Below are 20,440 nucleotides of genomic sequence, written 5' to 3' on the forward strand. Positions count from 1 at the left end.
GTTTTCCGTTCCGACTGCGCCGGAAGTGGGGCGAATTATAGAGACATAAAACGGGACGTCAAGCACTTATTGCAACAAATATGTCATTCGCCCCAGATAGTCCTTAAAAGCAAAGCGGGGAGGCCAAAAGGCCTCCCCGCTTCTTATATATAGCTACGCAACCAGGTTACAGGCTGGGGAATGCGAATTGCGAAGCCTCATGGCTGGCACGCTGCGGCCAACGCTGGGTGATCGCCTTGCGCCGGGTATAGAAACGCACACCATCCGGACCATAGGCATGCAGGTCGCCAAACAGCGAACGCTTCCAGCCACCGAAGCTGTGGTAAGCCACCGGTACCGGCAACGGCACGTTGACGCCGACCATGCCCACTTCGATCTCGTCGCAGAACAACCGCGCAGCTTCACCATCACGAGTGAAGATGCAGGTACCGTTGCCATATTCGTGATCGTTGATCAGTTGCATTGCCTGTTCCAGGCTGTTCACCCGAACCACGCACAGCACCGGCCCAAAGATCTCTTCTTTATAGATACGCATTTCCGGCGTGACGCGATCGAACAGTGTACCCCCCACAAAGTAGCCGTCTTCGTGGCCAGCGACGCGGAAACCACGCCCATCCACCACCAGTTCGGCACCAGCAGCCAAGCCATCGTCGATATAGCCGACAACCTTGTCCCGCGCCGCCGCAGTCACCAGCGGCCCCATATCCAGGCCACAGGAAGTACCGGCGCCAATCTTCAGCCCCTTGATCTGCGGAACCAGCTTGGCCACCAGCGCATCGGCGACCTGGTCGCCCACGCACACCGCCACCGAGATCGCCATGCAGCGCTCGCCGCAGGAACCGTAGGCCGCGCCCATCAGTGCGCTGACCGCGTTATCCAGATCCGCATCCGGCATCAGCACCGCGTGGTTCTTCGCCCCGCCCAGTGCCTGAACGCGCTTGCCGCGTTTGGTGCCTTCGGAATAGATATATTCGGCGATCGGCGTCGAACCAACGAAGCTCAGCGCCTTCACTTCCGGCGCCTCGATCAGCGCATCGACAGCTTCCTTGTCGCCATGCACCACGTTCAGCACGCCTTTCGGCAGGCCCGCTTCCTGCAGCAGTTGTGCGATCAGCAGAGTCGAGCTCGGATCACGCTCGGACGGCTTGAGAATAAAGGTGTTGCCGCAAGCAATCGCCAGCGGATACATCCACAGCGGCACCATCGCCGGGAAGTTGAACGGCGTGATACCAGCCACCACGCCCAGAGGCTGGAAATCAGACCAGGCATCGATATTCGGGCCGACATTACGGCTGTACTCACCCTTCAGCACTTCCGGCGCAGCACAGGCGAACTCGACGTTCTCGATCCCGCGCTTCAGTTCACCGGCGGCGTCTTCCAGGGTCTTGCCGTGCTCTTCGCTGATCAGTTGGGAAATACGTGCTTCGTTCTGCTCCAGCAGTTGCTTGAAGCGGAACATCACCTGAGCACGCTTGGCCGGAGGCGTATTGCGCCAGGCCGGGAACGCTGCCTTGGCCGCGTCGATCGCCTGCTGCACGGTAGCGCGGCTGGCCAGCGCCACCTTGTGGATCGCCTGCCCGGTGGACGGGTTGAAAACGTCAGCAGTGCGTTCGTTTGGGGAAACCAGCTCGCCATTGATCAGATGTGCAACGGTACTCATGCAATAACTCCAGTATTCAGGTTCGGGCAGGCCACGCGGCCCGCCCCGGGAAGAGGAATCGATCAGTCGATGGCGTTCAGCGCTTCGCCAACCGCGTCGAACAGGCGGTCCAGCTCCTGCGGCTTGGTATTGAAGGTCGGGCCGAACTGCAGGGTGTCGCCGCCAAAGCGTACATAGAAGCCGGCTTGCCACAGTTTCATCGCCGCTTCGTATGGACGGACGATGGCGTCACCATCCCGTGCAGCGATCTGAATCGCGCCGGCCAGACCGTAGTTGCGGATGTCGATGACGTTCTTGGTGCCCTTGATGCCGTGCAGCACGTTCTCGAAATGCGGCGCCAGTTCAGCGGCGGACTGCACCAGGTTTTCCTTCTGCAGCAGATCCAGCGCAGCGATACCGGCAGCGCAGGCGACCGGGTGTGCCGAGTAGGTGTAGCCGTGGGGGAATTCCACCGCATACTCGGGGGTCGGCTGGTTCATGAAGGTCTGATAGATCTCGCTGCTGGCGATCACTGCGCCCATCGGGATGGCACCGTTGGTAACCTGCTTGGCGATGCACATCAGGTCCGGAGTCACGCCGAACGCCTCGGCACCGGTCATGGCACCCATGCGACCGAAGCCAGTGATGACCTCGTCGAAGATCAGCAGGATGTTGTGCTGGTCGCAGATTTCCCGCAGGCGTTTCAGATAACCCTTGGGCGGCGGCAGGACGCCGGCGGAACCAGCCAGCGGTTCAACGATCAGCGCGGCAATGTTCGACGCATCGTGCAGCTCGATCAGCTTGAGCATTTCATCGGCCAGGGCGATGCCGCCCTCTTCCGGCATGCCCTTGGTAAAGGCATTGCCCGGCAGCACGGTGTGCGGAATATGGTCGACATCCAGCAACTGGCCGAACAGCTTGCGGTTGCCGTTCACGCCACCCAGGCTGGTACCGGCGATGTTCACGCCGTGGTAGCCACGGGCACGGCCAATGAGCTTGGTCTTGGTGGCCTGGCCCTTCAGGCGCCAGTAGGCACGCACCATTTTCACCGCGGTGTCACAGCACTCGGAACCGGAGTTGGTATAAAAGACGTGGTTCAGGTTGCCCGGAGTCAGCTCGGTGATTTTTTCCGCCAACTGGAACGACAGCGGATGGCCGAACTGGAAGGCCGGCGAGTAGTCCAGCACGCCCAACTGGCGAGCAACGGCTTCCTGGATTTCCTTGCGGGTGTGACCGGCGCCGCAGGTCCACAGGCCAGAGAGTGCGTCGAAGATCTTGCGGCCCTTGTCGTCCACCAGATAGTTGCCTTCGGCGGCGACGATCAGGCGCGGATCGCGCTGGAAATTGCGGTTGGCGGTATACGGCATCCAGTGCGCATCCAGCTTGAGCTGGCTGGCCAGACCGACAGGAGCGTTTTCAGGCAGGTTCATCGACACGACCTCGCAAGACAGGTTGAACAGCATTCGTTGAGTTGCCGATAACTTGTCACGGCTATAAAGTCTGGAAAACTCTACTTTTCCAATCTTTGGATTACCGGACACTAAACTATGAGCCGCCGCCCCGAACCGCTTTCCCAGGTCAGCGATTTCGATATCCGCCTGCTGAAGATTTTCCGCAGCGTGGTCGAATGCGGCGGTTTCTCGGCGGCGGAGAACGTGCTGGGCATCGGCCGCTCGGCCATCAGCCAGCAGATGGGCGACCTGGAACAGCGCCTCGGCCTGCGCCTGTGCCAGCGCGGCCGTGCCGGTTTCTCCCTGACCGAGGAAGGCCGCGAGGTCTACCACTCGGCCTTGCAGTTGCTCAGCGCCCTGGAAAGCTTCCGCACCGAGGTCAACGGCCTGCACCAGCACCTGCGTGGCGAGCTGAACATCGGCCTCACCGACAACCTGGTGACCATGCCCCACATGCGCATCACCCACGCCCTGGCCCAGCTCAAGGACCGCGGCCCGGACGTGCGAATTCGTATCCGCATGATTCCACCCAGCCAGGTCGAACAGGGCGTACTCGACGGCAGCCTGCACGTTGGCGTAGTGCCCCAGGCCAGTCCGCTGTCCGGCCTCGAATACCAGCCGCTGTACAGCGAGCGCTCGCTGCTCTACTGCGCGGTCGGTCACCCGCTGTTCTATGTCGACGACCGGCAATTGGACGATCAGCGCCTCAACGCCCAGGACGCCATCGCCCCCACCTACCGCCTGCCCGCCGAAATCCAGGCCCTGCACCAGGCACTGCATTGCACCGCCAGCGCCTCGGACCGTGAAGGCATTGCCTTCCTGATCCTCACCGGTCGCTACATCGGTTACCTGCCAGATCACTACGCCACGTTCTGGGTGCAACAGGGTCGACTGCGCGCGCTCAAGCCCACCGAACGTTTCTATGACCTGTCCCTGGCCTGGGTCACGCGCAAGGGGCGGCGTCCACATCTGGTCCTGGAAAGCTTCCTGGAGAGCCTGGCTGCGACACGTTAGGACGCAATTGCGATATTCTCGCGTCTTCGCGCTTGTCTGCCCGCCGTGCCTGGGGTATCAACGCATGTGCCTAAATTTCCCTGCTTGCCGGAATTGCCCATGACCCTTGAAGTGCCTGCCCACCGAACACTCGCCGCCAAGCCCGCCGGACGTATCCGCCAGAAGAACGAGCAGGCGATCATCCAGGCCGCCGAGGACGAATTCGCCCGTCACGGCTTCAAGGGCACCAGCATGAACACCATCGCCCTGAATGCCGGGCTGCCCAAGGCCAACCTGCACTACTACTTCACCAACAAGCTGGGGCTGTACATCGCCGTCCTGAGCAACATCATCGAGTTGTGGGACAGCACCTTCAACGCCCTCAGCGTCGAAGACGACCCGGCCCAGGCCCTGGCCCAGTACATCCGCGCGAAGATGGAGTTTTCCCGGCGCAATCCGCAGGCCTCGCGGATCTTCGCCATGGAAATCATCAGCGGCGGCAATTGCCTGACCGACTACTTCAGCCAGGACTACCGCGAGTGGTTCAAAGGGCGCGCGGCGGTGTTCCAGGCCTGGATCGACGCCGGCAAGATGGACAGGATCGACCCCGTGCACCTGATCTTCCTGCTGTGGAGCAGCACCCAGCATTACGCCGACTTCGCCACGCAGATCTGCCAGGTCACCGGCCGCAGCCGCCTGACCAAGCAGGACATGGAAGAGGCCGGCAACAACCTTATCCACATCATTCTCAAAGGCTGTGGCCTGACACCGCCGAACTGAACACCCCGCGTATGCCTTCTACCCTGCTCGACACCTGCGAATACCGCGAAGAGATTCGCAAGAGTCGCTTCATCACCTTGGCCGCGCCGATCAGCACGCCCGCCGACGCCCAGGCTTTTCTCGAACAGCACAGCGACCTGGCCGCCACCCACAATTGCTGGGCGTGGAAGATCGGCGCGCAATACCGCAGCAGTGACGATGGCGAACCCGGCGGCACCGCCGGACGGCCAATCCTCGCGGCTATCGAAGCGCAGGATTGCGACCAGGTGGTGGTCCTGGTGATCCGCTGGTACGGCGGTATCCAGCTAGGCACCGGCGGCCTGGCCCGGGCCTATGGCGGTGGCGCCAACAAGTGCCTGCAGCAGGCGCCGAAGCGCCTGTTGATAAGTCGTACCGAGCTGAAATGCAGTTGTTCCTTCAGCGAACTGGCCCTGCTCAAACTGCGGGTCGCCGAAGCGGACGGTGTGATCCTCGACGAAACATTCACCGCCAACGGCGTGGATGTGCAACTGGCGCTCGGAGCCGAGCACATTGACAGCGTGCAGCGCCAACTGGCCGACCTCAGCCGCGGCCGCATCCTCCTCGAAACCAGCTGAACACTTGCCCACATCCACTGTGGGCCTGACTGTGGATAACCTCTGGGCAGGCCGCTGCAAGCCTTCTGTAGCAAGGCTTGCAGCGGAACGATCATATTTTGATCAAGATTTGATGACAGCGATTCATTCAGCGAAAAATCAGGCGCTTAACAGCGTTTATCGCCTTTGGAAGACAGCGAATCCGGGCTTATACCCAGCCAGGCGGCTTGCTCACAGATACTGTGGAGCAAGCTGTGGATAAACTCTGTATGCCTGCGCCAATCGCTTGCCAGGCCGTCACCCGGCTTGATTGATCGTTTTTTGAACAGTTTCCCGCACCGGCCAAAGTTGCAGGACAGCCCACGCCAGCTCCATCACCAGAATCCCCCAAAGCAGCTGGGTAGCGCCGTGCATCAAGGCATACCCCTGCCAGGTCGCGAACAGCAGGCGACCTGCCGCGTCATAACGGCCGAACTGCATTTGTGGGTCACGAATACGCAGGATCGACCACACACACACGATCGACCCCATCAGATTGGCCATCAGCCCGTACAACGGGGCGAACTCCGGCAGCTCACCATCCAGTCCCCATTGCGCGCTGAGCTGCCGCAAAAAGCCGTGCAACAACATCAGGCTCCAGGGTGTGACGAACGCCGCCGTCACCAGCAAGTCATACCAGCCACTGGCCCTGACCAACCCCCGATAACCGCTCTGGCTCCACATATACCGCTCCTTGTTGGAAAGTGAGGGCGGCAGGCTAAAGCCTGGAGTATGCTCCAGGGTCAACCCCTTCCCCAGGAATGCCCGTGCGTATCGGAGAATTGGCGCAGACCTGCAGCGTCAGCCGCGACACCCTGCGTTTTTATGAAGAACGCGGCCTTATCCGCTCCAACCGCAGCGCCAACGGCTATCGTGACTATCCGGTAGAGACCGTGCAGTTGGTGCTGCTGATCAAGACCGCGCAGAAACTTGGTTTCAGCCTTGGCGAAATCAGCCAGAACGTCGCCGAACTGTGGCGGGCACAAGACCCCGAAGCACTGGTAACCCGCTTCATCCAGGACAAGCTGGCACTGATCGAGGCGCGCATCGATGCCCTTGTCGAACTGCGCCAGGCGCTCAAGCAGCGCCTGGAAGACCGCTGTCCCCTCACCTTGAAAGGAGCTCCCGCATGACTACGAAAACCGCCCTCATCATCGGCGCCTCCCGCGGCCTTGGCCTGGGCCTGGCGGAACGCCTGAGCGAAGACGGCTGGAAGGTGGTCGCCACCGTGCGCGACACAGCCAAGGCCGGCGCGCTCAAGGCGCTGCCGGGTGTGCAGGTGGAAACCCTGGAAATGAACAGCCCCGTCCAGCTCGACGCCTTGCAGAAACAGCTCGCCGGCCAGACCTTCGACCTGCTGTTCGTCAACGCCGGGGTCAAGGGCCCGGACAACCAGGACGCCGAAGCCGCACAACTCGCCGACATCGGCGAGTTGTTCATGACCAACAGCGTGGCGCCGATCCGCGTTGCCCAACGCTTCGCCGGGCAACTGCGCGAGAACGGCGGGGTCATCGCCTTCATGAGCTCGATACTGGGCAGCGTGGCCATTCCGGACGCCCCGGACCTGGCCCTGTACAAGGCCAGCAAGGCCGCGCTCAACTCGATGATTAACAGCTTCGTCGTGCGCCTTGGCGATACCCGCCTGAGCGTACTGGCCATGCACCCGGGCTGGGTCAAGACCGACATGGGGGGCGAAGGTGCCGATATCGACGTGGCCACCAGCACCCGCGGCATGGTCGAACAGGTCAAGGCTTACACCGGCAAACCAGGCGTGCATTACATCAACTACAAGGGCGACGCGCTGATCTGGTGATCGCCAACGCGGTGGGTGTAGACTCGCGCCTCGCCCACCGCGGCGGACCTGGATCAGCAGACAGGGCAACACTGAGCTGGCGAACCTGAACCCACTTTCAGAGGAGCCGGCAAAATGCCCGCGAACCGTACCTGGCTGAAAAACCCCCTCGCCATCTTCACCGCCAACGAGCTCGATGCCCGCGGCGGCCTGGTCATCGAAGACGGTGCCATTCGTGAAGTCCTGGCCCTCGGCCAGGTCCCCTTCCTGCCTTGCCAACAGACCTTCGATGCCCGCGAGCACGTAGTCTTGCCAGGCCTGATCAACACCCACCACCACTTCTACCAGACCCTCACCCGGACCTGGGCACCGGTGGTAAATCAGCCGTTGTTTCCCTGGCTGAAGACCCTGTACCCGGTCTGGGCCCGCCTCACCCCGGCCAGGCTGGAGCTGGCGACCCAGGTGGCCCTGACCGAACTGTTGCTGTCCGGCTGCACCACCGCCGCCGACCACCACTACCTGTTCCCCAACGGCCTGGAAAACGCCATCGACGTTCAGGTCGAAGCCACCCGCAAACTGGGCATGCGCGCCATGCTGACCCGCGGTTCCATGAGCCTGGGCGAAGCCGATGGCGGCCTGCCGCCACAACAGACGGTGCAACAAGGCGAAGTGATCCTGGCCGACAGCCAACGACTTATCCACAGCTACCACGAGCGCGGTGCCGGCGCGCAGATCCAGATCGCCCTGGCGCCCTGCTCGCCGTTCTCGGTCACCCCGGAAATCATGCGCGCCAGTGCCGAACTGGCCGAAGAGCTGGACGTCCGCCTGCACACCCACCTTGCCGAAACCCTCGACGAAGAGGCTTTCTGCCTGCAACGCTTCGGCCTGCGCACCGTGGATTACCTCGACAGCGTCGGCTGGCTCGGACCACGCACCTGGCTGGCCCACGGCATCCACTTCAACACCGATGAAATCGCCCGCCTCGGCGCGGCCGGTACCGGCATCAGCCACTGTCCCAGCTCGAACATGCGCCTGGCCTCGGGCATCTGCCCGACAGTGGCCTTGACCGATGCCGGCGCTCCCGTCGGCATCGGCGTGGACGGCTCGGCCTCCAACGATGCCTCCAACATGATTCTCGAAGCCCGCCAGGCCCTCTACCTGCAACGCCTGCGCTACGGCGCCGAGGCCATCACCCCGGAACGGGTGCTGAGCTGGGCCACCCGCGGCTCGGCAAAACTGCTGGGGCGGACCGACATCGGCGAGCTCGCCGTAGGCAAGCAGGCCGACCTGGCCCTGTTCAAGCTCGACGAGCTGCGTTTCTCCGGCAGTCACGACCCGCTTTCCGCCCTGCTGCTGTGCGGTGCCGACCGGGCCGATCGAGTGATGATCGGTGGCCACTGGCGCGTGATCGACGGCCAGGTCGAAGGCCTGGATCTCCAGCAATTGATCGCCAGGCACCGCAAGGCCGCTGCGCAACTGATCGCTGGCTGACTGCGTTTTTTGTCCGCTGCACGGAGCACGGCGCTTCTATAGTTCAACTTGCCGGTCAGGTTTCACCGCACCGGTCTGACAACCTCTGTAGAATGCGCCGATTGCACCTGATGAGATTTCCCCATGTACGACTGGCTTAACGCGCTGCCCAAGGCAGAACTGCACCTCCATCTGGAAGGTTCGCTGGAGCCCGAGCTGCTGTTCGCCCTGGCCGAGCGCAACAAGATCGCGCTGCCGTGGAACGATGTCGAAACCCTGCGCGCGGCCTACGCCTTCAATAACCTGCAAGAATTCCTCGACCTGTATTACCAGGGCGCCGACGTACTGCGTACCGAGCAGGACTTCTACGACCTGACCTGGGCCTACCTGCAACGCTGCAAGGCGCAGAACGTCATTCATACCGAGCCCTTCTTCGACCCGCAGACCCACACCGATCGCGGCATTCCCTTCGAAGTGGTGCTCGACGGCATCACCCGCGCACTGAAGGACGGTCGCGAGCAACTGGGTATCGGCAGCGGGCTGATCCTCAGCTTCCTGCGCCACCTCAGCGAGGAAGAGGCGCACAAGACCCTCGACCAGGCCCTGCCCTTCCGCGATGCTTTCGTCGCCGTCGGCCTCGACAGCTCGGAAATGGGCCACCCGCCCAGCAAGTTCCAGCGCGTCTTCGACCGCGCTCGCAGCGAAGGCTTCCTGACCGTCGCCCACGCCGGCGAGGAAGGCCCGCCCGAGTACATCTGGGAAGCCCTCGACCTGCTGAAGATCCAGCGCATCGACCACGGCGTGCGCGCCATCGAGGACGAGCGCCTGATGCAGCGCATCATCGACGAGCAGATCCCGCTGACCGTGTGCCCGCTGTCCAACACCAAGCTGTGCGTGTTCGACCACATGAGCCAGCACAACATCCTCGACATGCTCGAGCGTGGGGTGAAGGTCACGGTGAACTCGGACGACCCGGCCTACTTCGGCGGCTATGTCACCGAAAACTTCCACGCCCTGCACACTCACCTGGGCATGACCCAGGACCAGGCCCGTCGCCTGGCGCAGAACAGCCTCGACGCCCGTCTGGTCAAGGCCTGACACCCGCTCGCCCACTGTGGCGAGCGGCTCCCGCCGTCACCCGATCAGCATCGGGGGCGGCATCCGCGCGATCTGCTGGATGCCGCGCAAGCCCACCGCGGTTACCTGCGCCGCCCGCGACTCGTCGGTGATCCGCACCCAGCCGGACTGCACGAACAGCTTGAGCACGCTGCTGCCCAATGCGCCGCCAAGGTGCGGACGGCGTTCATCCACTTCGCTGCAACAACTGCACAGGCTGCACACCCGGCCATCGCGCAACGCCAGGGCATCGATGAAAATGCCGAGGCTGGCGAACGCCTCCCTTCCCGTGAGGGTGATATCCAGTTGCTGCTCGGTCTGCTGCAGCCACTGGGCATCCAGCAGGCGTTGAAGCAGGTCTGCCGCCACCTCGCCGCCCAGATGATCGCGACACAAACGCGCCTTGCGCATCGCCAATGGCACGCCGATCGTGGGCTCCCGCCTGGCCAGCAGCGGCTCGACATCGCGTATCGCCACGCTGGCCAGGGCCTCGACCGCAGTGCCGATTTCAGGGGCGGCCAGGCGGAAATAGCGCTTGCGTCCACGGGCTTCGCGCTTGAGCAGCCCGCTGGCCGACAGCCGGGCCAGGTGCGCACAGGCCGACGAGGGCGTCAGGCCGGCCAACATGGCCAATTCCTCCGATGGACGCGCCATTCCATCGATCAGCGCCCAGAGCATGGCACTGCGTTTCGGGTCAGCCATCAAACTGGCGACCTGGCTGATACTGGCTATCGGTTGCATGTCTCCACTCCCTGCGTGATTGTCATTGGCGAGATAGCGTTTCCCCCCATTCCCGGGCAGACCGAAGTTGAACGGTGGCCTGCACCGGGAAGTTACTCCCGGTTTTCTTTAGTAAAGAGTTGGTGCCGAACAGCACATCCAGCGCTATTTCAGCCGAGGAAACATTATCTTGATGGCGGCAATTGCCCGGCTCAGTATAAGCATGCTTACTTCCGATAATCGTCGCTGTTTTACGACAGATCGGCGAAGGTTTACCGACCCATGAAACCTGCCGGGGCGGGCTTCATGCCCCGCACCAGCCCCTTGATATGCCCGCAAACGCCCATGGATTAACGGGTGCGCCGATAGTGCAAAACACCCCCGGCCTGGCTCGCCAAAGCAATGCACCTACATTGAAAGTAATGATGCCTTTCAAATAAATGCGCAGAGGATGTAAGACGCTGCCAATAATCAAACGCACTGCGTTTAAAGATCATCAAGCAATGTACGACAACGCTCCTTGAGCAATGCACTCAAGAGCTGTACCGGCTTGCCCAACTGGGCGCGATGGGTACACAAAAGGTTCAGGGGCGTGGACTCGCCACGGTATTGCCCCAGCAGTACCCGCAGGCGCCCGGCACGCACATCGGCGGCCACGTCCAGCCATGACTTGTAGGCGATGCCGGCCCCGGCCAGGGCCCAGCGCCGCACCACATCGGCGTCATCGCAGAACCGGTCGCCACTGACCAGCACCCCCAGCTCCTGCCCGTTCGCCTGAAAGCGCCAGTGGTCATGCACACCGCTGCCAAGCTGGTACAGCAGGCAATTGTGCTCGCTCAGTTGCGCGACGCTGCGCGGCTCGCCGTGGCGGGCCAGGTAGTCCGGCGAAGCGCAGACCACCCGGCGGTTGTCCGGACACAACGGCACCGCCACCAGGCTGGAATCCTCGGGCGTGCCGTAGCGCAGGGCGATATCCACCGGCTGGCGAAACAGATCGGCGTTGCGGTCGCCCAGCAGCAGGCGCACGTTGAGCCGCGGATGGGCCTGCTGCAATTCGTCCAGCCAGGGCAGCAGCACATTGCGACCGAAGTCGGACGGCGCCGACAGTTGCAACACCCCGGCGACCTCGTCCTGTTCCCTGGCCAGCAAGCGCCGCCCTTCATCCAGGCTCGCCAGTGCCGCCCGGGCATGGGCCAGAAAGCCCTCGCCCTCGGCGGTCAGGCGCAGGCTGCGGGTGGAGCGGGCCAGCAAGCGGCCCCCCAACTGTGCCTCCAGGCGCTTGAGTGCCGCACTGGCCACCGCCGGCGACAGGTCCAGCAGGCGGGCCGCCGCCGACAAGCTGCCATTCTCGGCGGCGCGGACAAACAATTGCAGATCATCGAAGCGCAGCACGACGGCAGCCTCCATCTTCAAAATTATTTTGAAAGTTTCTGCGGTTTTAGCGGCTTTTAACCGGAAACGAAAGGATCAATCATGGCCGCCATCCACTTCACGAGGAATCCGCCGATGAAAGCCATTGCCTATTATCAGTCGCTGCCGATCGAAGACGCCGCCGCCCTGCAAGATATCGAACTGCCAACCCCCGAACCGGGCCCGCGAGACCTGCTGGTGGAAGTCCGGGCAATCTCGGTCAACCCGGTGGATACCAAGGTCCGCCGCAACGTCCAGCCGGAACCGGGCGCAGCCAAGGTACTGGGCTGGGACGTGGCCGGCGTGGTCAAGGCAGTCGGTAGCGAAGTCAGCCTGTTCCAGCCAGGGGACAAGGTCTACTACGCCGGTTCCATCGCCCGTGCCGGCGGCAACAGCGAACTGCATGTGGTGGACGAGCGCATCGTCGGCCATATGCCGAAGTCCCTGGGCTTCGCCGAAGCCGCCGCCCTGCCGCTGACCGCGATCACCGCCTGGGAACTGCTGTTCGAGCGCCTGCAGATCGCCGAGGGCAAGGCCGACCTGGGCCAGAGCCTGCTGATCGTCGGTGCCGCCGGTGGCGTCGGTTCGATCCTCACCCAGCTGGCTCGCCAGCTCACCGGCCTGCGCGTGATCGGTACGGCGTCGCGCCCTGAAACCCAGGCCTGGGCCCGCGCGCTGGGTGCCGACCTGGTGGTCGACCATCGCCAGCCGCTGGCCGAGGCCCTGCGTGCCGAAGGCGTGGAGCACGTCACCCATGTCGCCAGCCTGACCCAGACCGACCAGCACCTCGATCAACTGGTCGAGGCCCTGGCGCCGCAAGGCAAACTGGCGCTGATCGACGATCCCAAGCAGCTCGACGTGGTCAAGCTCAAGCGCAAGAGCCTGTCGCTGCACTGGGAGTTCATGTACACCCGTTCGCTGTTCGAAACCCCGGACATGCTGGAGCAGCACAAACTGCTCAACCGGGTTGCCGAGCTGATCGACGCGGGCACGCTGAAGACCACCCTGGGTGAGCATTTCGGCACCATCAACGCCGAAAACCTGCGCCGCGCCCATCAGTTGCTGGAGAGTGGCGCGGCCAAGGGCAAGATCGTCCTCGAAGGCTTCTGACAACCCGACGTGCGGCATGACCGCCAGTCCGCGACTTGCCTCAGGTCATGCCGCGCGCGGGAAAGTCGCGCCTACAATCGGGCGACCTTTGCCAACCGGAGGTATGCCGCGATGAAAGTAGTGCTCGATGCGACAGGCAAAAAACCGGACCGCCCCTGGGAGGTCCGGCTTGACCAGCATGTAGTGAGTTTTCGCAGCGAGGCCGAGGCCAAGGCCTTCATCAATACCCTTCAGGCCCGGATCAACGCGCCCCACCCGTTGTTCAGGCATGCCGGCTGAGCTGCAGGCGGCGGGTCAGGGTTGCCGCTGTCACCGCCGCCACCCCGCACAGGGTGATGACCATGGCCATGGGCATCGCACTGCCATCATGCAACACGCCCACCAGTGCCGCCGCGCCTGCTGCGACACTGAACTGCAGGCAACCCAGCAACGCCGACGCACTCCCCGCCCGCGCACCCTGCCCGTTCATGGCGCAGGCCGAGGCGTTGGGGATGATGCAGCCGAGGCTGGCGATACAGACGAACAGCGGGATCAGCAACGGCCACAGCGCCTCGGTGTGCAGCGCGCTGACACCCAGTAGCACCACGCCCGCCGCCAGGTACAACCAGACCATCCGCGCCAGCAGGAACGCCGGGCCACGCTTGGCCAGCAGCCGCGCATTGATCTGCGCCACCAGGATGAACCCCGCAGCATTGGCACCGAACAGCCAGCCATAGTGCTCGGCCGGTACGCCGTAGAGCTTGATGAAAACGAAAGGCGAACCGGCGATATAGGCGAACATCCCGGCCATGGCGATGCCGCCGGTAACGGCGTGGCCGAGATAACGCGGATCCTTGAGCAGGCGCCAGTACTGGCCCAGCGCACCGGACAACGGTGGCCGTGGCTGATTGGCCGGCAGGCTCTCGGGCAGGCCCAGGGCGACGGCCAGGGTGCACAGCGCACTGAACAAGGTCAGGGCGATGAAGATCGACTGCCAGCCGTACAGATTGACCAGCACCCCGCCGAGCATCGGCGCGAGGATCGGCGCCAGGCCCATCACCAGCATCAACTGCGAGAAGACCTTGGCCGAGCCCACCGCATCGCATTTATCGCTGACGATGGCCCGGGACAACACCATCCCGGCGCAACCACCGAGGGCCTGGACGAAGCGCGCGGCGATCAGCGCATCGAGGCTTGGCGCGTAGGCGCAGGCCAGGGACGCCAGGGTAAACAGCACCACGCCACCCAGCAGCGGGATGCGCCGGCCGAAGCGGTCGGCGATCGGCCCATAGGCCAGCTGGCCGATGGACAGGCCGAGGAAATAGGCGGCCAGGGTGCTCTGGATATGTTTCTCGTCGGTGCCGAAGGCCAGTGCCATGGCCGGGAAGCCGGGCAGATAGAAGTCGATCGCCAACGGCCCGAACGCACTCAGGGCGCCGAGGATCAGGATGGTTCGCAGGTTCATGGGAATCCGTAGCTAGCTAAGCAAGTTGGCTAGTCTACCGGGGACCTGCTGGAAATATGTGAAAAATCACGAGGCTGTTTGCGGATCCTGTGGGAGCGGGTTCACCCGCGATTGCGATGCTGGACCCACCATGGCAATCGCGGGTGAACCCGCTCCCACAAGGCACCGGATCGACTCAGATCACCCGCGCTTCGTAACCCTCATCCCGGATCAACCCGAGAATCTGCTCGGTCGGCAGTTCACTCTTCACCGACACCTGCTTCTGCGCCAGATCCACCTTGACCTCCGCCGCCGCATCCTCGCGCTGCACCGCGTTGGTCACCGCCTTGACGCAGTGGCCGCAGGTCATCCCTTCCACGTTGAATACTTGCATCGTTGCTGACTCCTGGTTGGATTTGTCCGCAGTCTCAAGCTTGCCACCGGGGCAAGGTCAAGTTTGCCGTGATGCTGCCGGGCTGGAAATCCTTGCCCGGGTCGGCCAAGCTGCGTGCTTGTCGATTTATCAGCAGGAGTTTCAGCCATGGGCAAGGCAGCACTCGGCCTTCTCGGTCTGCTCGGTATGTTCAGCCAGATCCCCCTGGCCAGCGCCGCAGGCCCGTCGGATTACAGCGTGGTGATCATTTCCCGCGAACGCCTCGAAGTGGCGACCAACTGCGAGATCGGAATCTACCTCAACGACCAGCTCTCCGGCCGCCTGTTCCAGGAACAATCCACCTCCTTCAACCTGCCAGCCGGTGACGTCGACGTGCGCTTGCGCCTGCTGCCGGGGCAAGCCCCAGGCTGCCTCAACGGCATCGAGAACCAGCGCTCCCAGCGTCTCAACCTGAAGGCCGGGCAGATCAATAAATACCGTATCGCCATGAGCCACACTGGCCTCTACCTGAAGCAGGCCGACCTGGGCTATTGACCTTGCCAGCGTGGCAAGGTTGATGCTGGAGGCCAGTCCACGGAGGAGAGCCCCATGCCCGAGTCAATCACCTTCGACCTGCCGATCGCCGGCATGACCTGCGCCAGTTGCGCCGGTCGGGTCGAACGGGCGCTGCGCAAAGTCGCCGGCGCCGAGCAGGTCAATGTCAATCTCGCCACCGAGCAGGCCCGCGTCCAGGCGCCGGCCGACCGCTTGCCAGCCCTGGTCGAAGCGGTCAATCAGGCTGGCTACAGCGTGCCCACCCAGTCCATCGAACTAAATATCGGCGGCATGACCTGCGCCTCCTGCGCCGGCCGCGTCGAGCGGGCCTTGAAAAAGGTTCCCGGCGTGCAATCGGTCAGCGTCAACCTCGCCAGCGAACGCGCCCATATCGAACTGCTCGACCACCTCGACAGCACCACGCTGATCGCCGCCGTCGAGCGTGCCGGCTACAGCGCCAGCCTGCCTCAAGACAGCGCCCAGACCCGCGACGACGGCGAACGCCGACTGCGCAACGAGCGTTGGGCCGTGGCCCTGGCGCTGCTGCTGGCCCTGCCGCTGGTGCTGCCGATGCTCCTGCAACCCTTCGGTGTCTCGTGGATGTTGCCGGCCTGGGCGCAGTTCGCCCTGGCTACGCCTGTGCAGTTCATTCTCGGCGCGCGCTTCTATGTCGCCGCCTTCAAGGCCGTGCGCGCCGGTGCCGGCAACATGGACCTGCTGGTCGCCCTCGGCACCAGCGCCGGCTATGGCCTGAGCCTCTATGAATGGTCCCAGGCCCATGCGGGCATGGCGCCGCACCTGTATTTCGAAGCCTCGGCGGTGGTGATCGCCCTGGTCCTGCTCGGCAAGTACCTGGAAAGCCGCGCCAAGCGCCAGACCGCCAGTGCCATCCGCGCCCTCGAAGCCTTGCGTCCGGAGCGGGCGTTGCAGGTGGTGGACGGGGTCGAGCGCGATGTGCCGATCAGCGCCCTGCGCCTCAACGACCTGGTGCTGGTCAAGCCAGGCGAGCGCTTTCCGGTGGATGGCGAAGTGGTCGAAGGCCAAAGCCATGCCGACGAAGCCTTGATCAGCGGCGAAAGCCTGCCCGTGCCGAAACAGCCCGGCGACCGCGTCACCGGCGGCGCCATCAACGGCGAAGGCCGCCTGCTGGTGCGGACCCTGGCGCTGGGCACGGAAACCGTGCTGGCACGGATCATCCGCCTGGTGGAAGACGCCCAGGCGGCCAAGGCACCGATCCAGAAGCTGGTGGACCGGGTCAGCCAGGTGTTTGTCCCCACCGTGCTGGTCCTGGCCCTGCTGACCCTGACCGGCTGGTGGCTGGCCGGCGCCTCGCTGGAAGTGGCCCTGATCAATGCCGTGGCCGTGCTGGTGATCGCCTGCCCGTGCGCCCTCGGCCTGGCCACCCCCACCGCAATCATGGCCGGCACCGGCGTGGCCGCGCGCCACGGCATCCTGATCAAGGACGCCGAAGCCCTGGAGCGGGCCCATGCGGTCAACCGCGTGGTGTTCGACAAGACCGGCACCCTGACCTCCGGCAGCCCGCGCATCGTCCACCAGCACGCCGTGGACGGCGACGACGCGCAATTGCTGCAACTGGCCGGCGCCCTGCAGCGCGGCAGCGAACACCCGCTGGCCAAGGCCGTGCTCGATGCCTGCGCGGAACGTGGCCTGAACGTAGCGGATATCCAGGACAGCCAATCCCTGACCGGACGCGGCATCGCCGGCCACCTCGACGGCCGCGACCTGGCCCTGGGCAATCGCCGCCTGCTCGACGAAAGCGGCCTGCAACCCGACGACCTGGCCAGCGATGCCCAGGCCTGGGAGGCCGAGGGCCGCACCCTGTCCTGGCTGATCGAGCGCAGCCCGCAGGCCCGCGTGCTGGGTCTGTTCGCCTTCGGCGACAGCCTCAAGCCCGGTGCCGAACAGGCGGTCAAGCAACTGGCCGCGGAAAACATCAGCAGCCATCTGCTGACCGGCGACAACCGCGGCAGCGCCGCCGTGGTGGCCACGGCCCTGGGTATCGAGGATGTGCACGCCGAGGTGCTGCCGGCGGACAAGGCGGCGGAAGTGGCGTCGCTGAAAAAATCCGGCGTGGTGGCGATGGTCGGCGACGGCATCAACGACGCCCCGGCCCTGGCCGCTGCCGATATCGGCATCGCCATGGGCGGCGGCACCGACGTGGCCATGCAGGCTGCCGGCATCACCCTGATGCGCGGCGATCCGCGCCTGGTCCCGGCGGCCCTGGAGATCAGCCGCAAGACCTACGCGAAAATCCGCCAGAACCTGTTCTGGGCCTTCATCTACAACCTGATCGGCATTCCCCTGGCTGCCTTCGGCCTGCTCAACCCGGTCCTCGCCGGCGCGGCCATGGCCCTGTCCAGCGTCAGCGTGGTGAGCAACGCGCTGTTGTTGAAAACCTGGAAACCGGAAACCCCTACGGAGGAACACAAGGCATGAACATCGGTCAGGCAGCCAGGCGCACTGGCCTGAGCGCGAAGATGATCCGTTACTACGAGTCCATCGGCCTGCTCAAACCCGCCTCGCGCAGCGACAGCGGCTATCGCCTCTACGGCCAGGACGACCTGCACAGCCTGACCTTCATCAAGCGCTCGCGGGACCTGGGATTCTCGCTGGAAGAAGTGGCGAAGCTGCTGACCCTGTGGCAGGACCGCCAGCGCGCCAGCGCCGACGTCAAGGCGCTGGCCAATGAGCACATCGCCGACCTGAACCGGCGCATCGAGGAGTTGGTCAGCCTGCGCGACACCCTCAGCGAACTGGTCGCCCACTGCCACGGCGACGACCGCCCCGACTGCCCGATCCTCAAGGACCTGGCGGCCGGCTGCTGTCACTGAACAACAGATTGATGCTGCCTCCAAATGCCTCATCGCCGGCAAGCCGGCTCCCACAGGTACTGCACAAGTCTCAAGGTCTGTGCCGCCCCTGTGGGAGCTGGCTTGCCAGCGATGAGGGCTTCACTGCGCCCACGGCGGCGGCGGTTCCTCGCCCTTCACCGGCCCGCGCTCGGCCTCTTCGCGGCCAGCCCGGCGCCGGGCATCCTCGAACTTCGCCGCCTCGATCTCGCGCATCACCCCGCCCACATCGGCGGTGTGCTCGTCATCCTGCCAGTCCCCGCTCAGCACGCTGTCCGGCAGCAGCTTGCCCTCCTCGTACAACGCCCACATCTCCTTGGCATAGCGGGTCTGCTTGAGCTCGGGAGCGAAGCGGCCGAAGTAGTGGGCCATGTTCGCCACATCCCGTTCGAGCATCTTGAAGGCATGGTTGTTGGCCGCCGCGTCCACCGCCTGGGGCAGGTCGATGATCACCGGGCCCTCCGGCCCGAGCAGCACGTTGAATTCGGAAAGGTCGCCATGGACCAGGCCGGCGCAAAGCATCAGCACGATCTGGCGAATGATGAAGGCGTGGTACTCGCGGGCCTGGTCGGCCTCCAGATGGACATCGTTAAGCCGTGGCGCAGCCTGGCCGTCTTCGTCGGTGACCAGCTCCATCAACAGCACGCCATCGAGAAAATCGTAGGGCTTGGGCACCCGTACCCCGGCGCTGGCGAGACGGAACAGCGCCGCCACTTCGGCGTTCTGCCACGCTTCCTCGGCTTCCTTGCGCCCGTACTTCGAGCCCTTGGCCATGGCCCGCGCCTGGCGGCTGTTGCGCACCTTGCGCCCTTCCTGGTACTCGGCGGCCTGGCGGAAGCTGCGTTTGTCGGCTTCCTTGTAGACCTTGGCGCAGCGCAGCTGGCGACCGCAACGCACCACGTAGACCGCTGCTTCCTTGCCGCTCATCAGCGGGCGCAGCACTTCATCGACCATACCGTCTTCGATCAGCGGTTCTATCCGTTTGGGAGTCTTCATCGGCTTTTGTTCTTGCTCCTTTGTGCCACTGAAATGGAGGTGCCTCGTTCAGGCGAGGCGCACACGATAGCTCAAGCGCCCTGCCGGAGATGGTCTCGGATCAAAGGCGGGATAGTTTCAATTTACGTCAGCTCAGTCCCGGAACAGTTCCCCGGGAGTGGCACCAAACAGCCCCTTGAAGGCGGCAATGTACGCCGAAGTGGAATCGTAACCGCATCCCAGCGCCGCCTGTGTGACGCTCTGGCCCTGCTCCAGGGCCTCCAGCGAGGACAACAGGCGCATGCGCTGGCGCCACGCGCGGAAATTCAGGCCGGTCTCGCGCTGGAACAGGCGCATCAGGGTCTTTTCCGAACGGCCCAGTTGCTGTGCCCAGTGCTCCAGGCCGAGGTTGTGATCGGGGTTTTCCAGCAGCCTGTCGCACACCTGGCGCAGGCCCGGGTGTTGCGGCAAGGGCAGGGAGAATTCCACTTCCGGCAAGGTACGCAATTGATCGAGCAAAACCCGGACCAGATGCGCCTCGTCGCTCTCGCCCTCCGGGTACTCCACCGGATACTGGCAAAACTGCTTGATCAACTCGCGGGCCAGCGGCGTCACCTCCAGCACCCGACAATGTGCTGGCGCCCAGGCCGAATCGCTGCGGCGAATATAGAGGCTGCGCATCTCGGCGCGGGTCGAGGCGGTCACCTCATGCTCGACCCCGGCCGGCACCCACACGCCCCACTGCGGCGGCGCAAAGTAGCTGCCCTCGGCGGTGGATACGCCAAGCACCCCGCTGATAGCGTAGGAAAACTGCACCCAGTCATGCCGGTGCCGGGTCGTCCACGAGCCGGCGCCCAGGCTTTCCGCGCGCGCATACAGCGGCCTCGGCAGCACGGTGATATCGGGAATCCGACGGGGTGAGGTGTTTTGTCCGTTGATCGGCATCGCTTGGCCTTATGTCGCAAGACGGAAACTGCCTTGCAGGTTAACGCCGCCAGCAATTATTACAAGATGATTCGAGACTCCACCCATGCAAGCATGGGTATCTACACAATTCTCTCAAGCTTGACGCGCACCCTGTGGGAGCTGGCATTGCCAGCGATAGGGCCTGAAAGAACAACCCAACCAGCAAGATCGATGTCGATGCTG

Annotated in this window: 21 protein-coding genes; 12 read left to right on the forward strand and 9 right to left on the reverse strand. The window is 63.9% G+C overall.

Going from position 1 to position 20,440, the window contains the following annotated elements; all coding sequences use genetic code 11:
• Positions 1–166: 166 nt before the first annotated feature.
• Both ACODSK_RS17010 and aptA read right to left on the reverse strand, forming a co-directional pair.
• Positions 167–1,660, reverse strand: a complete 1,494-nt coding sequence (locus ACODSK_RS17010) for a CoA-acylating methylmalonate-semialdehyde dehydrogenase (RefSeq protein WP_489017763.1) — start codon at positions 1,658–1,660, stop codon at positions 167–169.
• A gap of 62 nt (positions 1,661–1,722) precedes the next feature.
• A complete protein-coding gene (gene aptA, locus ACODSK_RS17015; protein ID WP_489017764.1) occupies positions 1,723–3,069 on the reverse strand; it encodes an omega-aminotransferase AptA in 1,347 nt (448 codons plus the stop codon).
• A 117-nt stretch (positions 3,070–3,186) separates the two neighbouring features.
• Between aptA and ACODSK_RS17020 the strand changes: the two genes are divergently transcribed.
• The 3 genes from ACODSK_RS17020 (at position 3,187) to ACODSK_RS17030 (ending at position 5,459) form a co-directional block, all read left to right on the forward strand.
• Positions 3,187–4,104, forward strand: coding sequence for a LysR family transcriptional regulator (locus ACODSK_RS17020; RefSeq protein ID WP_489017765.1), 918 nt, complete (start codon positions 3,187–3,189; stop codon positions 4,102–4,104).
• A 99-nt stretch (positions 4,105–4,203) separates the two neighbouring features.
• Entirely contained in the window at positions 4,204–4,863 is a 660-nt protein-coding gene (locus ACODSK_RS17025) for a TetR/AcrR family transcriptional regulator (protein ID WP_489017766.1), read from the forward strand.
• A gap of 11 nt (positions 4,864–4,874) precedes the next feature.
• Complete coding sequence (locus ACODSK_RS17030; protein WP_489017767.1) at positions 4,875–5,459, forward strand: IMPACT family protein; 585 nt, start codon at positions 4,875–4,877, stop codon at positions 5,457–5,459.
• Between the two features lie 276 nt (positions 5,460–5,735).
• Here the strand turns inward: ACODSK_RS17030 and ACODSK_RS17035 are convergent, their stop codons facing one another.
• Positions 5,736–6,161: a hypothetical protein gene (locus tag ACODSK_RS17035; protein ID WP_489017768.1), complete on the reverse strand. Its 426-nt coding sequence runs from the start codon at positions 6,159–6,161 to the stop codon at positions 5,736–5,738.
• 83 nt (positions 6,162–6,244) lie between these two features.
• On the opposite strand from ACODSK_RS17035, the gene ACODSK_RS17040 reads away from it, so the two are divergent.
• From ACODSK_RS17040 to ACODSK_RS17055, 4 genes are all read left to right on the forward strand, one after another.
• Entirely contained in the window at positions 6,245–6,610 is a 366-nt protein-coding gene (locus tag ACODSK_RS17040; RefSeq protein ID WP_489017769.1) for a MerR family transcriptional regulator, read from the forward strand.
• Complete coding sequence (locus ACODSK_RS17045; protein WP_489017770.1) at positions 6,607–7,290, forward strand: SDR family oxidoreductase; 684 nt, start codon at positions 6,607–6,609, stop codon at positions 7,288–7,290. Before ACODSK_RS17040 ends, ACODSK_RS17045 begins: the two co-directional genes overlap by 4 nt.
• A gap of 114 nt (positions 7,291–7,404) precedes the next feature.
• Positions 7,405–8,760 carry an 8-oxoguanine deaminase gene (locus ACODSK_RS17050; protein WP_489017772.1) on the forward strand — a complete coding sequence of 452 codons (1,356 nt, stop codon included), beginning with the start codon at positions 7,405–7,407 and terminating at the stop codon, positions 8,758–8,760.
• A gap of 123 nt (positions 8,761–8,883) precedes the next feature.
• Positions 8,884–9,837 (forward strand): adenosine deaminase, encoded by a 954-nt coding sequence (locus tag ACODSK_RS17055; RefSeq protein WP_489017773.1) that lies wholly within the window; start codon positions 8,884–8,886, stop codon positions 9,835–9,837.
• A gap of 36 nt (positions 9,838–9,873) precedes the next feature.
• Here the strand turns inward: ACODSK_RS17055 and ACODSK_RS17060 are convergent, their stop codons facing one another.
• On the reverse strand, positions 9,874–10,596 hold the full coding sequence (locus ACODSK_RS17060; protein WP_489017774.1) for an ArsR/SmtB family transcription factor: 723 nt from the start codon (positions 10,594–10,596) through the stop codon (positions 9,874–9,876).
• A gap of 465 nt (positions 10,597–11,061) precedes the next feature.
• Positions 11,062–11,967 (reverse strand): LysR family transcriptional regulator, encoded by a 906-nt coding sequence (locus ACODSK_RS17065; RefSeq protein WP_489017775.1) that lies wholly within the window; start codon positions 11,965–11,967, stop codon positions 11,062–11,064.
• A 114-nt stretch (positions 11,968–12,081) separates the two neighbouring features.
• On the opposite strand from ACODSK_RS17065, the gene ACODSK_RS17070 reads away from it, so the two are divergent.
• Together ACODSK_RS17070 and ACODSK_RS17075 are read left to right on the forward strand one after the other, a co-directional pair.
• The gene (locus tag ACODSK_RS17070) at positions 12,082–13,095 is read left to right on the forward strand and encodes a zinc-binding alcohol dehydrogenase family protein (protein WP_489017776.1); all 1,014 of its coding nucleotides are present in this window, start codon (positions 12,082–12,084) and stop codon (positions 13,093–13,095) included.
• 111 nt (positions 13,096–13,206) lie between these two features.
• Positions 13,207–13,374 carry a hypothetical protein gene (locus tag ACODSK_RS17075; RefSeq protein WP_489017777.1) on the forward strand — a complete coding sequence of 56 codons (168 nt, stop codon included), beginning with the start codon at positions 13,207–13,209 and terminating at the stop codon, positions 13,372–13,374.
• Here the strand turns inward: ACODSK_RS17075 and ACODSK_RS17080 are convergent.
• Both ACODSK_RS17080 and ACODSK_RS17085 read right to left on the reverse strand, forming a co-directional pair.
• Entirely contained in the window at positions 13,358–14,539 is a 1,182-nt protein-coding gene (locus tag ACODSK_RS17080) for a multidrug effflux MFS transporter (RefSeq protein WP_489017778.1), read from the reverse strand. The two genes, ACODSK_RS17075 and ACODSK_RS17080, sit on opposite strands and share 17 nt — an antisense overlap.
• Before the next feature lie 175 nt (positions 14,540–14,714).
• A complete protein-coding gene (locus tag ACODSK_RS17085; RefSeq protein ID WP_489017779.1) occupies positions 14,715–14,912 on the reverse strand; it encodes a heavy-metal-associated domain-containing protein in 198 nt (65 codons plus the stop codon).
• A 147-nt stretch (positions 14,913–15,059) separates the two neighbouring features.
• Between ACODSK_RS17085 and ACODSK_RS17090 the strand changes: the two genes are divergently transcribed.
• From ACODSK_RS17090 to cueR, 3 genes are read left to right on the forward strand one after another with little or no spacing between them, the layout of a single operon-like run.
• Positions 15,060–15,446: a hypothetical protein gene (locus ACODSK_RS17090; RefSeq protein ID WP_489017780.1), complete on the forward strand. Its 387-nt coding sequence runs from the start codon at positions 15,060–15,062 to the stop codon at positions 15,444–15,446.
• A 54-nt stretch (positions 15,447–15,500) separates the two neighbouring features.
• Positions 15,501–17,903, forward strand: coding sequence for a heavy metal translocating P-type ATPase (locus ACODSK_RS17095; protein WP_489017782.1), 2,403 nt, complete (start codon positions 15,501–15,503; stop codon positions 17,901–17,903).
• Positions 17,900–18,298: a Cu(I)-responsive transcriptional regulator gene (gene cueR / locus ACODSK_RS17100; protein ID WP_489017783.1), complete on the forward strand. Its 399-nt coding sequence runs from the start codon at positions 17,900–17,902 to the stop codon at positions 18,296–18,298. The genes ACODSK_RS17095 and cueR overlap by 4 nt, the downstream gene beginning before the upstream one ends.
• A gap of 120 nt (positions 18,299–18,418) precedes the next feature.
• Here the strand turns inward: cueR and ACODSK_RS17105 are convergent, their stop codons facing one another.
• Both ACODSK_RS17105 and ACODSK_RS17110 read right to left on the reverse strand, forming a co-directional pair.
• The gene (locus ACODSK_RS17105; RefSeq protein ID WP_489017784.1) at positions 18,419–19,312 is read right to left on the reverse strand and encodes a PA4780 family RIO1-like protein kinase; all 894 of its coding nucleotides are present in this window, start codon (positions 19,310–19,312) and stop codon (positions 18,419–18,421) included.
• 132 nt (positions 19,313–19,444) lie between these two features.
• Entirely contained in the window at positions 19,445–20,236 is a 792-nt protein-coding gene (locus tag ACODSK_RS17110) for an AraC family ligand binding domain-containing protein (protein ID WP_489017785.1), read from the reverse strand.
• Between the last annotated feature and the right edge of the window lie 204 nt (positions 20,237–20,440).

The organism is Pseudomonas sp. FG98, assembly GCF_057808595.1.